Below are 14,734 nucleotides of genomic sequence, written 5' to 3'. Positions count from 1 at the left end.
GTGTAAATTAGAGAAATGTCTACATTATTATACAGAGTGGGGAAAACCGCTTTTAGCAAACCTGCAACCTTCATCATTGGCTGGGTTTTAATTCTGGGAATTGTCATCTCCATGATCAGCATCAATGGTATTCACATCAGTTCTGAAATGAAGATTGAAGGCAAAGAGTCGCAGAAGGTTTTGGATCAATTGGCAAAAGAACTGCCAGCCGCCTCCGGCGGTCAAGGAAGTGTTGTGTTCAAAGCTCCAGACAACGAGCGTTTGGATACGCCTGAACGTTTGGCGGCCATGATGAAAGGTGTTAATGAAGTTTACGGATTAGACAAAGTCATTAACCCTGCGGACTATGCAGCTGAAGCGGGTAATTCGGGTGCTCAGGCGGAAATGGCTCAGAATGCTCAGGCTACTGATACGGCGCAATCCGCAACAACCACGGCTCCTCCCTATGGACCTTTGATGGTGGATGGTGTTCCTGTACCTGGAATGCTGATCTCTTCGGACGGCAGCATTGCACTGTTCCAGTTCCAATTTACAATTGAGCAGTCTGCCATAACACAGGATGTATTTGATTCCGTTATTCAATCTGTTATGACGGTAGAGCAAGGAACCAATATTAAGGTGCTGCCGGGCGAAACGCTCAAAACGGTATCGATTGGAGTCGGCTCGGCAGAGATTGTCGGACTGGTCATTGCTGTCATTGTATTGCTGATCACCCTTGGCTCCGTTGTTGCAGCAGGTCTACCTCTGATCACTGCACTCCTCGGTGTTGCCATTGGAGTTGGTGGTGCGTTCTCCATCTCCAAATTCATTGAAATGCCTAGTGTCACTTCCGTCCTAGCTCTCATGGTTGGATTGGCTGTCGGAATCGATTACGCTCTCTTCATTGTTAATCGTCAACGTCGAATGATTATTGATCAGGGCTTGAGTGCAAAAGAAGCAACAGCAAGAGCCATTGGCACATCGGGCAGCGCAGTATTTTTTGCCGGATTAACCGTCATTATTGCACTGTGCGGTATGCTTGTCATCGGTCTCACATTCTTGTCTACGATGGCTTTGGTCGCAGCTGCCACCGTACTCATCAACGTATTCGTTGCTTTAACCCTGTTGCCAGCTTTACTCGGATTGGTAGGAGAACGCATCTGTTCCTCCAAAGCTCGTGAGAAAAGCACGAAACATCCTAAATCTACTAGCCGCGGAGTCGCGGACAGATGGGTGAAATTCGTTATCAAAAATCGTTGGGCTACCATTATCGCCATCATCGTCATTCTTGGTTTTGCCGCGACGCCGATTACCAAAATGGAAATGGGTATCCCTGGCGCTTCCTCAGCGAATCTGGATACAACAGCAAGACAAAGCTATGATGCCATCTCCAAAGGCTTCGGAGAAGGATTTAACGGGCCACTTATTCTGGTCGCAGAGCCTAATCAATCATCCGCAAAAGTTACACCGGAACTCTTGGGCGGTCTGGTGATGGAACTCCAAGGACAGAATAACGTTGCACAAGTCACACCGCTTGGTATGACAGAAGATTTAGCTATTTTCAGTCTCATTCCAAAAACGGGTCCTAACGATAATCTCACTAAAACACTGGTCACTGATCTACGCGCGGCTGATTCCAGCATCGCACAGACCTATGATGTGAAACTTGGAGTTACTGGACTTACAGCTGTAAACATCGATATGTCAGCCAAACTGGCGCAGGTGTTCCCTATTTATGTAGGTATCATAATCTTGCTCTCGCTGATCATCCTGTTACTCGTTTTCCGTTCGATCATCGTTCCCATCAAAGCAACGATTGGTTTCCTGCTTAGTATCCTGGCTACATTCGGGATCACAACTGCTGTATTCCAATGGGGCTGGCTGCATTCGCTCTTTGGTTTCGATACAGGCGGCCCGCTGCTGAGCTTTATGCCGATCATCGTGACAGGTATCCTGTATGGCCTGGCGATGGACTATCAAGTCTTCCTTGTTAGCTCCATGCGGGAATCCTATGTGCATGGTCATCGTGGGACCGAATCCGTTGTTCATGGATACAATCAGGTAAGTCGCGTGGTTGTTGCCGCAGCAGTGATTATGGTCTCTGTATTTGCAGGATTTATCTTCACTGATGATGTCATGATCAAGCAGATTGGTTTCACTTTGGCTGTAGGCATTCTGATTGATGCTTTCATCATCCGTATGGGCTTGGTCCCTGCCATCATGGCTATTTTCGGAGACAAAGCTTGGGCACTTCCAAAATGGCTGGATCGCATTCTGCCAAACCTGGATGTTGAAGGCGAGAAGCTGATTGCTTCCCTGAATGCTGAAGAGCATGCCAACACGAAGTCTGGATTAAAATAATCATTCCACTACAATCATAATGGTAATACCACGTTTACTCATCACGACTACATTCACCAATACAAAGACCTCCTCTGTTTTTATAAACAGGAGGTCTTTTTTCTTTTTCACATTTTATGCGGTTATGTCTTCAATATGGATAGTATAGGACGGGGATTTAGAAGCATTAACAAACGCCGCAAATAACTTTTGACTATAGTCATCTACTTTGTAGCTGTACTCTGGATGCCATTGCACTGCCAAAACAAATGAACGGTTTGGCATGACCACGGATTCGATGAGTCCATCTTCAGCGACAGCCACGGCAGTTAACTTATCCGACAACATTTTGATTCCCTGATGGTGATAACTGTTCACTTTTATCGTATCTGTTAGCAAAATATCGTATAGGATATTATTTTTCTCAATATGTACATTATGTACAAGATTCGTATACGGCGGACTTTGCTTGTGATTAACGATCTTGTTCCCATGAAGTTGAAGGCTAGTCGGAATGTCTTGATATAACGTTCCACCCAACATAACGTTAAATAGTTGTAGTCCACGGCATATGCCAAAGGCAGGCTTATTAAGCTCAATTACCTTTTGTAATAATATCGACTCCATCATATCGCGTTCAATACATAACTCTCCACAGGTAACCTCTGCATGCTCATGATACAGCTCAGGATTGAGATCATGTCCCCCGGTGAACAGGAACCCATCGAACTGATTAGCCAGCGTTGCTATGATCTCGGTATCTGTTGTCAAAGGCAGCATAATTGGAATCCCACCTGCTCCTTCTATGGCGTTCATATAATCAGGAAGCATCCAGTAACTTTTTTTGTCTGTATCATACAAAGGCAGAACACCGATCATCGGCTTTTTCATGGGTTCCCCTCCTATCTTTTCATTCATTTTATCAGATCTCTTCATATACAAATTCACTGAATTATTGCATTATCCTACCTCTATCATCTGTGAACCCGTTTCGTCCTGAATGCTGGAAAACTAAAAAGACAAACAGAGCCGCATAACAGCGACTTTGTTTGTAGTTCATATACTATATATACGCATTCATGCGTTTAGTCTAGACAGCATCTCATCTAAGCTGCTTTTACAGTGGTTACTTCGTCTGAATTCACTAGGATGGAACGCTGGCATATCAGGGTAACGACAAAAGCCAGCAAGGCAAGCATTACAGCAACTGGAGGCACCCACTGGAGACCACCCATATTAACGGCAACTCCCCCGACACCAGAGCCTAGCGCTATACCTACATTGGCCGCCACAGGCAGGAGTGTAGATGCAAATGCTTTGGACCCCGGCGCGATCGCTCCTGACACATCAAACAAATATAACTGGGATGCCGCGCTCATGGAGGATGACAGACATCCAATCAGGAACAGAAACGCCAAGCCGAGCCACACATTAGAAACGGTAAAACTCATGCCGAGGAACAGGATGGCTTGGATGACAAAAAGCCGCTTGAGCTTGGGCAGGAAGTCACCCTTGGCTATTTTGGCACCAATCCAGTTACTCAGGATGCTACAGGCTCCATAGATCAGGAGTATGGCACTAATCCATTGTACTGGCACACCCATCGTCTCACTCAGGAGTGGCGTAATGTAAGTAAAAACGACGAAAATACAGCTGTTTCCCAGTACAGGGATCAGACAGGCCAGCAATATCCGTGGTTTTAAAAAGAGAGACATCTGATCACTGAACGAACCTGCAATCGTTGTTGTTTGGCGTGGCAGAATACGGAACATGAACATCAACGGCACAACACCTATGCATGCCGTAACAACAAACGTCATGGACCAGCTCAGATGTTGTCCGATAAATGTACCGAGCGGAACACCTAGCACATTTGCGATTGAAAATCCGCCCAAAATCCAGGCGATAGCTTCCCCTCTTCGCTCCCGGTTCACTGCGTCGCTTACAATCGAGATCGAGAGCGATATCGTAAGTCCACAAGCAACGGCTGACACAATGCGAATGGTCATCAACGAAGAGAACGTTGTTGAGAACACGGTCAATAGATTTAATGCCAACACGATTGCAAATCCAATCAATATGGAACTTCTTCTGGATATTTTGGCTAAGAAAGCCACAGCAAATGGTGTACCCCCTGCGTATGCAATCGCAAAACCGGAGACAAGCATACCCGCGGCAGCAAGTGATACTTTCATGTAACTTTCAATTTCCTTCAACACACCCACGATAACATACTCGGTTGTTCCCAGTACAAAGCTAACAAGCGTAAGCGTTAAAATAAGTAGGTTCTCTCTATTTCTAGTCATAAATCAATACTCACTAATCCTTTCTATTGTTGCAAGCGCTTCAATTCTGTCTACGATCATTAATTCATGTATTTTCTGCTTTCCCATCCCTTCACTTTCGATATATAGTACATTTTGGATAGTGAAATTGTACTGTCAGATATACCATGCCGACAATCAAGGTTGTTGTGGTTTTATTGCAAAACATTATATATGTTGTCATTTCAACACAGACTTTCATTACTGATCCTGAAGGGAAGACATAGATGAATACACACCATGAATCCGGCCAACGGCATCCAAATCGAGATTGCACCATTATTTATGTAGGAAAACTGGCCGATAATCCCCATTGGAGTTTTCCGACGCATAAACATGACGATCTGCATGAGATTATCTACGTAACTGAAGGCAAAGGATTGTTCACCATTGACGGCACCAAACATTGGGCTCAAAAAGGGGACATGCTCATTTATAACAAGGGTACTCTTCACGAGGAGAAGTCCAATCCTGAATTCCCGTTATCCACCTTTTATTGCGGCTTTCGTTTTGCAGAAGGCACCCAAACCCTTGAGGATTGGGTCATTCCTCCCTCTAACATTCCGATCATTCGAGCAAACCGATATTCCGATGAGCTCCATTCGTTAATGCAGACTCTCTTCAATGAATTTTCGATTCGGGAACATGGTTATGAGTCTATCTCTGGGCATGTCCTGAAAGCTATACTTCTGATCATCGATCGGCAGTCCCGTCAACAGCTTCCTAGTGGGGAGATCGTTGAGAGCAATTCCCTTGCTGAGAGCATTAAAGACTATTTGGATACCAACTATCGGCAAAACATTAAACTCAAAGAATTGGCAGATCAATTTCATATCGATTTTTATTACTTAATTCATATGTATAAAAATCACTATGGCACTTCTCCCTATCATTACCTGATTCAACGAAGAATGGGGGAAGCTACCCGATTATTAGTATCAACCAACAAAAAAATATGGGAAATCGCCAAACTGGTCGGTTACGATAACCCCAATTACTTTACGATTTTATTTACCAAAACGGTTGGTGAATCACCACGAAGTTTCCGAAAAAAGAATCAAAAGGATATGTTTGGGGATGAGGCATCACATTCTTACTAATCCCTCCACACGCAAAAAGACGCTCCATTTGGAGAGCGCCTTTTGCTTAACACGTTTCCTTACATTTACTTACTTCTACTCTAGAGCTTAAACCGGCGAACCAACTCTTGCATGTTCTCAGCTGTTTTGGATAGCTGTGCAGAGGATGCCGATATCTCCTCCATTGCCGCCATTTGCTCTTGGGCTGCTGCTGAAGTTGTCTGAGCACTGTCAGCCGATACTTTAGAGATATGACTCATCGCGGCAACTGTAGCCGAAACTTCTTCCGTACTGGCTGACAACTGTTCGGAGACAGCGGAAATATCCTGAATTTGATCCACGATATGCGTTGTATATTGTTCAATGTTCGATATGGTTGCAGAAGCTTCTTGGCTGATCCGCATTCCCTCACCAACTTGATTGCGAACTTTATCATTCATAAGGGACGTGGATTTTGCAATCAGATCAAGCATTTTGCCAATGGTAGCGCCAATGTCATCCGCACTTTGTTTGGATTGCATGGATAACGTACGCACCTCACCAGCAACGACAGCAAAACCTTTACCGTGTTCTCCTGCTCTTGATGCTTCAATAGAGGCATTCAGTGATAGAAGGTTGGTTTGCCGAGAGATATCCGCAATCGCTTCATTCATTCGATTGGCTTCGGCGGACAGACTGGACAGCTCATTAATCAATGCCGAGGTTTCTTCAACAGCTCCCAGAATATGTTCCATTTGTTCTCCGACCTGGTTTATGGTTTTTCCGCCATTAGCAACAGCGCGCTCCGTCTCTTCAGCCGAATCCACAATCGCACTCGCAGATTCTGCAATTGTACTGATGCCTCTCGCCATCTCTTCTACGGCATTTGCGGTTTGTTCCGAATTTTCCGCCCCAACGATAGCTGATTCCGCAGTCTGGTGCATGGTTTCCGCCACATGTTGAACCGATTGGGTGGTTTGTTCTGTACTTTCCTGAATCATTTGGGAAGAGTGGCTTAACAACGATGACGTCTGATGAAGTTCAGCAACCACCGATTGAAGGGAGATGGTCATTTGGTCAAAATCATTTGCCAATATACCAAATTCGTTTTCTGTTTTAAGGTTAACCCGTTCAGACAGATTCCCTTCGCTTACGCTGCGGGTTGCCTTTCTCAGTTTTTGCATAGGTACAATAAAAGATCTCAGAATGAAGAAAATAATTACACCAGCAATCAATACAGATATAGTAATGACCGTTAGACTCGATACCATGATGGGTTTCGCTGCGGCAATAAAGTCTTCATGGCCCATCAAAGCAATGACATTCCACCCCGTCAAAGCATTAACACCGTTATAAACCTCTAGATCATACGCCAAATCTGTTCTGACAAATTGAGAAAATGCCATCGGCTCATCGGAACTTGAAGCCGTATTTGGGTGAACTGGAATTCCCTCGATGAGCGCCCCGCCGAGTTCTCCTCCCCCACCTTTTACAATGGCACCAGACCAAGCTGCGATGGTTCGATTGGAGTCAACTACAATCAGACTTCCATTGCCTCCTACATCAACATATGATAACGCTTTTGCTAATGGCTCCAGATCAAGTTTAATACTTGCTACACCATGTTCATCTGAAAGAGCTTTTGAAATCTCTACATAAATCTTCCCGGATGCCGGATCATTCATAATACTCGAAAAATAGAGTGATCCATTGTTACTTTCACCATTGGTGTACCATTCTGTGCTGCGTGGATCATATGTTGCATCCTCTAATGCTGAAGAAGATATAACACTGCCTTGGTCGCTGCCTACGGTTATGGCAAGAATATCAGGGTATGTATCAGCTAACTGGTCGATTCCTACTTGTATTGCTTCGTTGTTCGCCTGACTGGGAGCGGAGCCATACATACTGTCTATGTAACTCAATAATGCTGCTTTTTCCCCTACCAGATTGTTAATATGCTGTCCGGTCATCGTTAATATGGTATTGATGGGCTCTGTCATTTTTTGTTGCACTTGATCTTTGGCACTATGATACGAGAAATATCCAATAAGTGCAGTGGGGATAATAAGTACCGCAAGGAAAGCTGCAATGAGTCTGGTGCTCATTAATCGTAAACTGGCTCCTCCTTTCTTATAAAATGACCTTTTTTTCTTTTTCTTTTCCAAAGTGAATCTTCCTCTCTTTATCCATTTTTGGTAGAATCAATCGGCCAGTAAACGCAAAAAAACCCATATATATGCACACCCAAAGAAACTTTGAGCATGTATATACATAGGTATTGCCTGAATGAATTCAGTAACAAGCCGTATTTGTTAGTATTATAGCATAAGTAAAAAGGGTTTGTTAACTATGATTGGGTCTTTATACCAGACATCTGTTGTTTATAGTCCGTAGGACTTAGCCCCGTATACTCTTTGAACACCTTCGAGAAATAGTGCTGGTCGCTAAATGACAGTAAATCGGAAACCTCCTTAAACTTCATGTCGGGTTGACTTTCCATCAGTCTGCACGCCTCCTGAATGCGAAGCCGGGTGTAATACTGAACAAACGTAATTTGTGTTGCATTTTTGATTACTCTGCTGACATACGACGGGCTAACGTGAAACTTCATGGCAATGTCGTTGATAGATAATTGAGAGTATTTATTTAGTTTTACGTAATCGTCAATCTGTTCGAACAAGATCGCCTTGCTTTTTCGAACGTGGGATTGCAGCATATCGAAGCACTGTCCCGTCCATTCCGTCAGTTCCCGGCAAAAATCGGCATAGGACTGTGCCTGGGCGAATTGTCTTGACCGAAGCTCCAGACCCAATCTCATGCCCGACCCCTGTTCCTCGTACAGATGAGCAAACGTGTCTACAATCAATCCAATAAACCGATCCACCTCGGTTATATGTACATTTTTCTCCGCCCATCGATTCAGCAATTCGGATAGCTTGAAAGCAAACCGTTCTTTCTGCCGAGCCTGTATCATCTGTACAAAAGCAGATTCCTGCACCGGATCCAGACAGCCTGTCTCAGATCTGGCCATAGACACCGGATTCCCGGTATCCAACACTATTCCTTGTTTCAACCGTTGCTGCTCAGACAAAATGGACGACATGCGGTGATAGAGCTCCGGCAGATTACCAGACTCAGCGAATAGAAGTTGTCCTCCAATGATTGCATCGATGTCATGCGCAACCAAATGCCGTCGCATCGATTCAAGACATTCATGTACGGAAGAGTACACCTCAAGTGCACTCTTGTTGACAAAAGCGATAAATTGATATGAAGTTTGACTGGAGTAAACACGACAAGGATGGAATGCAAAAAAATCCTGAACTAAACCCTCAAGTTCCACCTGCACCCAACGTTCATGCCCTGCGGTAAAAGGCTGTCTGCTCATAATGATCATCATCTGGCTGAATAAAGGCGGAAACTCCTCCCCTTGTTTGGGCGTAGTCTCACACTGGGGATGAATGATTTCCTGCAAATCCAGCAGTTCCTTGGACATCTGTTGATCAAGTTGGTCAATTACCCGACTCATGACTTCTTCAAGCGCCTCTCGCTCGACAGGTTTTAACAAATAGTCAAACACTTGCAGGTTCAATGCTTTTCTTGTGTATTCAAAATCGCTATAACCGCTAATCAAGATGACCTTCAGATCCGGGTTGGCAATTTTGGCTTGCTCAATCAGGGACAGCCCATCCATTTTCGGCATTCGTATATCGGTCAACAGCAGATCAATCGGTTCCTGCTTTAACGCTGCCAAGGCTTCTTCTCCATTCGTTGCCGTAGCCGCTACACGAATCGGGAAGCTCAGCGTCTCCAAGAGCATTTTAATATTACGTAATATCGGTTTGCTATCCTCAACGATCATAACGTTATACATCGCCTATACCTCCTTGCTAGTAAAAATCCTTCGTCAGTGAGCCGATGATTTGAATCGTTGCTCCATGTTGCTCATCCGCATGATTGTTAAATATATTAATAAAGAGCCGGTTGTTATACATTAGTTTGAGTCGATTGACACTATTGATAATCCCCATGTTACCAAGGGCTGTTCCACGATTGGCAGTCTGGTTCATTCCGGAACCCGATGCCTGAATATTGGCTAAAATCTCCTGGATCTTATCCGGTGGAAAGCCCTCTCCGTTATCTTTGATCTCCAAAGCCCATAATCCGTTATATTGCTTCACGGTAATCTGGATACGCCAAGGCGGCGCGGTGTTGGCAAAGGCATGTTCAATGCAGTTTTCCACAAACGGCTGAATGACCAACCGCGGCAACCGGATTTCGTTCGCCAGCTCGTCTGCACGGATGTCCCACTCCAGATCCTCTTCGTACTTTTGTTTTACAAGGGACAGATAATGTCTCGTATGTTGAAGCTCCTCAGCCAAAGTCACATGCGCGTATGGTGAAGAGACAATATAACGTAGACTGTCCGAAAGATGTTTGCACATATCCGATACAACTTTGGTCTTCCCCTCTTGGGCGGCAATACTGATCAGGTATAAGACATTATGAATAAAATGAGGTGCAATCTGGGCTTGCAGCGCAGAATTACGCGCCTTTACTTCTTCATGAAGCGCCGATTTTTCCCGGTCAATGGATTGCTGCAGCCTCTCCATCAGATCCTGAAAGGCTTCATTCAGCAATAAGAGATCGTTATTCTTCGGCGATTCATCCACTTTCAAATTCATATTGCTGTAGTTCATGCGCCAGATCTGACCGCGTAGCTTGCGGATAGGCAACAGCAGATTACGTGTCGACAGGAAGATATACACAAATGAAACCAGCATCAGTGCTGTAATCAGCAGAATGGACATCGTCTGAACCGAATGGATCGAACCTAGAACAGATTTTTTGGGAGTAATGATATACGTGATCCAGCCTGTACTGGGTGAAGTGGAATGCGTGACATAATTGTCGTCTTTGTCCACATCGAGTCCCTCGTCTGCTGCAGGCTTTGTCCAATTGGTAAATGTCACACCCGCTTCCGAACCTGTCATCTGCTCGCCTTGTTCATTCAGAATATAGACATCGCCTGCTGTGATACCTTCCGTAAGGTTCTGTATATATGCCTGTTCCATCTGAATGCTAAGATAACCGTACACCTTGCCGTTCTGATCATTAATCGTGCGCACAAAGGAGATCGTATCGTCTTGGCGCAGCAGAACAAAACCACTTTCCGTCCAATCTCGTCCGATCTGACTACTCTCCATCATGGTGTTCAGGATTGCTGGCGGATTGCCCGAACCCAGATATGACGTCAGGAGAACACCGTGATTGTCATAGATGGACATGTCCTTGATATTCATACTCGGCCCGATGGCCTGAAACATAATATCTTTGATGATCCGAATCTGTTTCAGCCTTTCATAATTACTATGTGCTGAGGAGCTCTTGTCCATGGCTGCAAATATATTTTTGCTGGATAATATTCGCTGCGACATCTGGTTCTGTTGCTCCACGTAGAGATCAACTTGCTCTCTTACCTTCGTAGCTGTCACGAGCGTATCCTGCTCCGTTTTCAGTTTGAGCGGGCGGACAACGATCACATTCACATAAACGATAAAACAGCCCAGCACGAACAAAAGCAGAGCCAGAAACGTCAAAAATACCTTTGTCTGCAAACTGAATTGAGTTGCTTTATGTATGAGCTTTGCCATTCTCAGAGATGCCCTCCTGTTCTGACATGATGTGAAATCCCTTATATTCATGTCTACTCTATCACGGTATTTCATGAAATGATAGCGATTTCAAGTTCAGGATTTTACACATCAACGTTCAAGCACAGACATGTACCGGGGCGAGAAAAGAATCTATAATCGGACTTGTAAACGGATTCACTAAACGTTTTAGAGGGGGATTTGCATTGAAAACAATAAAAAGAAAAAAGGCGATTTCCATTATTCTGGCCAGTTTATTAACGGTCTCGTTAACCGCTTGTGGATCAGGAGGTACGGATTCCGGAACAGCTGCTGGCGGGGACAGCAAGAGTGGCAAAGTCACATTGGAGCTGGCCATCTCTAAAAGTTCTCAGGACTCTGCTTTCATCCAGCAGGACATTCTTGATGCATTCGAAAAACAAACGAACATTCGTGTCAATTTGCAGCTGATTCCAGCGGAACAAACGACAACTGTACTGCAAACCAAACTGGCTGTAGATGAAACGCCTGACATTATTCAGTACAATCTGGCGAGCGCAGTCACAGACCTGAACCTTGAACGTAACTTCGAGATTCTGGATAACGAGCCTTGGGCGAGCAGAATTGTGAACAAAGATGTCCTCTCTTCTGGTGGCCATCTCTACAGCTTCCATGTCAGCCAAGATACAGGGATGCAAGGGGTCGTGTATAACAAACAAATCTTTGAAGAACTCGGGTTGTCGATTCCAACCAACTACGAAGAATTCCTGGCGATCTGTGAAAAAATCAAAGCAAGTGGTATTACGCCTGTATTCATGCCTTACAAAGATGCCTGGGCTGCCAACATCTGGCCTGCTGCAGCTTTTGCCGATTTTGTAGCCAAAAATGAACCGACTTTTTTTGATGAGTTGAACAGCAATAAGAAAAAATGGTCTGATATCCCGGAATTCAAAACATTCCTGGAACAACAATATGAAATTTACACCAAAGGTTACACCAACACGGATGTGCTTAGCGACAGCTATGACATGGCCGTAGGTAAATTCCTGAACAAGGAAGTTGCCATGATGTTTATGGGCGATTGGTTAATCGAAGGCGTGGCCGAGCAAGATCCAAATATGGAACTGGGCGTATTCCCGATTCCATCGTCGGATAATGCGAGTCTGGGTGCAAGTCCATTGGGTGGGCAATTGTTCATTCCGAAGAAATCCAAACATTTGGATGAAGCCAAACAGTTTCTGGACTATATCGCTTCCAAGGATGTCGCACAACAGATCGTCGATTCCAAAGGGTACGTATCTAATTTCAGTGACGTTACTACACCGGAACTGCCAGCCTACAAACAGGATATTGTAGACAACTATATTACGCCGAAGAAAACCGTGCTAACAACGGATGCATACATGCTGGTTGATCGCAGCGAACTGTACCGATTGTTGCAGGATCAATTTGCAGGTGGTTTGTCACCGGAAGAAGTACTGAAATCCTGGGATGAGAAGTTCAGTCAGCTGATGCAGGATAAAGGTGTAGAAGGTTTCTAAAGAGTGAAATACAAGGCAGCATAACAGGATCGACCGTTATGCTGCCTGGCTATAACGGAGTGTGAGACATGAAAAGGACTAAAAATCTGTACTCGTATTACATGATATTTCCCGCACTGATTATCTACTCCATCTTTTTTGTTGTACCTGCTCTCGCCGCTTTCTATTATTCATTCACAGATTGGCGGCTGGATCGGCTGGAGCTGAAGTTCATCGGGTGGGAGAACTTCCAGAAAATTTTCTCGGACAAAACGCTTATTCTGGCGCTGAAAAACACGGCGATATTTGCAATCGTCACCGTCGTTGGCAAAAATGTCATCGGCCTATTGCTGGCTGTAGGGCTTAACATGCGATTAAGAACAAAGAACCTGCTGCGCGCGATCTTCTACTCCCCTTCCATTCTCAGCATCCTTGTGATCAGCATTCTGTTCACTCCCATGTTGCGTACCGAAGGTACAATCAACAATTTGTTGGAATCTGTAGGATTACATTCGTTAAGCCAAGCTTGGCTGACCAACCCATCCATTGTGATCTGGACGATTGCCATCGTCTCGATCTGGCAGAGTGCCGGGTTCCAGATGGCCATCTATCTGGCGGGCCTGCAGTCCATTTCTCAAGAGTATTACGAGGCAGCCAAGATTGATGGCGCAAGCTCGTGGAGAAGTTTTTTCAAAATCACACTGCCGCTCTTGCTGCCAGCCATTAACATTAACCTGATGCTGACATTAATCGGTGGACTCAAAGTATTCTCCGAAGTATATGTCATGACAGGTGGTGGCCCGGGTAACGCTTCACAGGTCGTGGGTACGATCATTCTCCGATCTTTCGGTGAAGGCAACTGGGGACTTGGAACCGCGGTCAACACCCTTCTGTTCGTCGTCGTTACCATTATCGCTATACCGCTATTGATCTTCATGCGGCGTAAGGAGGTTACGGAATAACATGGGCTATACACGCAAACTCGCCATCCGCAACTATATCGTGGAAGGTTTCCTGATCCTGGCCTCACTTATCGTTCTGTTGCCGCTTGTAATTCTGATCTTTGGTTCATTCAAAACCAGCGCCGAAGTGCTTAGCTTCTCCCTGAGTTTTCCGGAAACATGGCAGTTCTCGAACTATGTTCGTGTCTTCCAGGAAGGCGGTCTGTCGCGAGCGTTCTTCAACAGCATTTTGATTACTGGTGTATCTTCCATTATTAATATCGTTGCCTCTTCGGCAGCGGCATTCATTCTGGCACGTCGGGAAACCAAACTATCCGGCACGATCTACATGTATTTCTTCATGGGACTGATTGCGCCAATGTCGATTATTACGACCATACGGGTTGTACAGGGATTGGGATTCTACGGCAGCATCACAAGTGTTATCCTGATCTACGCCGCGTTAAATACAGCCTTCAGTGTATTCTTGTATAGTGGATTCATCAAAACCATTCCACGAGCGCTGGACGAAGTGGCATTTCTGGAAGGAGCAAGTGTGTTCGGGGTGTTCTTCCGCATCGTCACACCGCTCATCCTGCCCGTTAACGCAACGGTAGCGATCATGGTGTTCATGTCCGTTTGGAATGACATCACAATTCCGGTATATTTCCTGACAGACAGTTCCACATGGACGATGCCACTGTCGATCTACAATTTCTACGGCAAATATAGCCGGGACTGGAACCTGATCTTCGCCAATCTCGTGCTTACTTCACTGCCTGTATTCATCCTGTATCTATTCGGGCAAAAATATATTGTCAGCGGCCTTACTGCCGGTGCAGTTAAAGGTTAAACCTTATATCCTCACCGTTCTTGAGGGAATGAAATTGGAGGATTCATGACGTACTTAACCCCCGCCAGATCTGGTGGGGGTTG

10 protein-coding genes are annotated in these 14,734 nt (G+C 45.0%); 5 read left to right on the top strand and 5 right to left on the bottom strand.

Annotated features, from left to right (window positions below):
• The first annotated feature begins 15 nt into the window (after positions 1-15).
• Positions 16-2,340: an MMPL family transporter gene (locus tag AC6CIF_RS26735; RefSeq protein WP_498202182.1), complete on the top strand. Its 2,325-nt coding sequence runs from the start codon at positions 16-18 to the stop codon at positions 2,338-2,340.
• A gap of 114 nt (positions 2,341-2,454) precedes the next feature.
• Here the strand turns inward: AC6CIF_RS26735 and AC6CIF_RS26730 are convergent, their stop codons facing one another.
• Together AC6CIF_RS26730 and AC6CIF_RS26725 are read right to left on the bottom strand one after the other, a co-directional pair.
• Positions 2,455-3,210 carry a gamma-glutamyl-gamma-aminobutyrate hydrolase family protein gene (locus AC6CIF_RS26730; protein ID WP_498202181.1) on the bottom strand — a complete coding sequence of 252 codons (756 nt, stop codon included), beginning with the start codon at positions 3,208-3,210 and terminating at the stop codon, positions 2,455-2,457.
• 215 nt (positions 3,211-3,425) lie between these two features.
• Entirely contained in the window at positions 3,426-4,625 is a 1,200-nt protein-coding gene (locus tag AC6CIF_RS26725; RefSeq protein WP_498202180.1) for an MFS transporter, read from the bottom strand.
• Positions 4,626-4,870: 245 nt separating this feature from the next.
• On the opposite strand from AC6CIF_RS26725, the gene AC6CIF_RS26720 reads away from it, so the two are divergent.
• Complete coding sequence (locus AC6CIF_RS26720) at positions 4,871-5,743, top strand: helix-turn-helix transcriptional regulator (RefSeq protein ID WP_498202179.1); 873 nt, start codon at positions 4,871-4,873, stop codon at positions 5,741-5,743.
• An 80-nt stretch (positions 5,744-5,823) separates the two neighbouring features.
• Here the strand turns inward: AC6CIF_RS26720 and AC6CIF_RS26715 are convergent, their stop codons facing one another.
• The 3 genes from AC6CIF_RS26715 to AC6CIF_RS26705 all read right to left on the bottom strand — a co-directional run bounded on the left by AC6CIF_RS26715 (position 5,824) and on the right by AC6CIF_RS26705 (position 11,358).
• On the bottom strand, positions 5,824-7,809 hold the full coding sequence (locus AC6CIF_RS26715) for a methyl-accepting chemotaxis protein (protein WP_498202178.1): 1,986 nt from the start codon (positions 7,807-7,809) through the stop codon (positions 5,824-5,826).
• Positions 7,810-8,051: 242 nt separating this feature from the next.
• The gene (locus AC6CIF_RS26710; RefSeq protein WP_498202177.1) at positions 8,052-9,578 is read right to left on the bottom strand and encodes a response regulator; all 1,527 of its coding nucleotides are present in this window, start codon (positions 9,576-9,578) and stop codon (positions 8,052-8,054) included.
• Between the two features lie 16 nt (positions 9,579-9,594).
• Positions 9,595-11,358 (bottom strand): sensor histidine kinase, encoded by a 1,764-nt coding sequence (locus tag AC6CIF_RS26705; RefSeq protein ID WP_498202176.1) that lies wholly within the window; start codon positions 11,356-11,358, stop codon positions 9,595-9,597.
• Between the two features lie 206 nt (positions 11,359-11,564).
• On the opposite strand from AC6CIF_RS26705, the gene AC6CIF_RS26700 reads away from it, so the two are divergent.
• The 3 genes from AC6CIF_RS26700 (at position 11,565) to AC6CIF_RS26690 (ending at position 14,651) form a co-directional block, all read left to right on the top strand.
• A complete protein-coding gene (locus tag AC6CIF_RS26700; RefSeq protein WP_498202175.1) occupies positions 11,565-12,878 on the top strand; it encodes an ABC transporter substrate-binding protein in 1,314 nt (437 codons plus the stop codon).
• Between the two features lie 68 nt (positions 12,879-12,946).
• Positions 12,947-13,819 (top strand): carbohydrate ABC transporter permease, encoded by an 873-nt coding sequence (locus AC6CIF_RS26695; protein ID WP_498202174.1) that lies wholly within the window; start codon positions 12,947-12,949, stop codon positions 13,817-13,819.
• A gap of 1 nt (position 13,820) precedes the next feature.
• Positions 13,821-14,651, top strand: a complete 831-nt coding sequence (locus AC6CIF_RS26690) for a carbohydrate ABC transporter permease (protein WP_017688542.1) — start codon at positions 13,821-13,823, stop codon at positions 14,649-14,651.
• Positions 14,652-14,734: the final 83 nt, after the last annotated feature.

Source organism: Paenibacillus sp. GQ49, assembly GCF_059759055.1.
The sequence above is the reverse complement of the archived record's forward strand: the minus strand, read 5'-3'. Positions and strand labels throughout refer to the sequence as shown.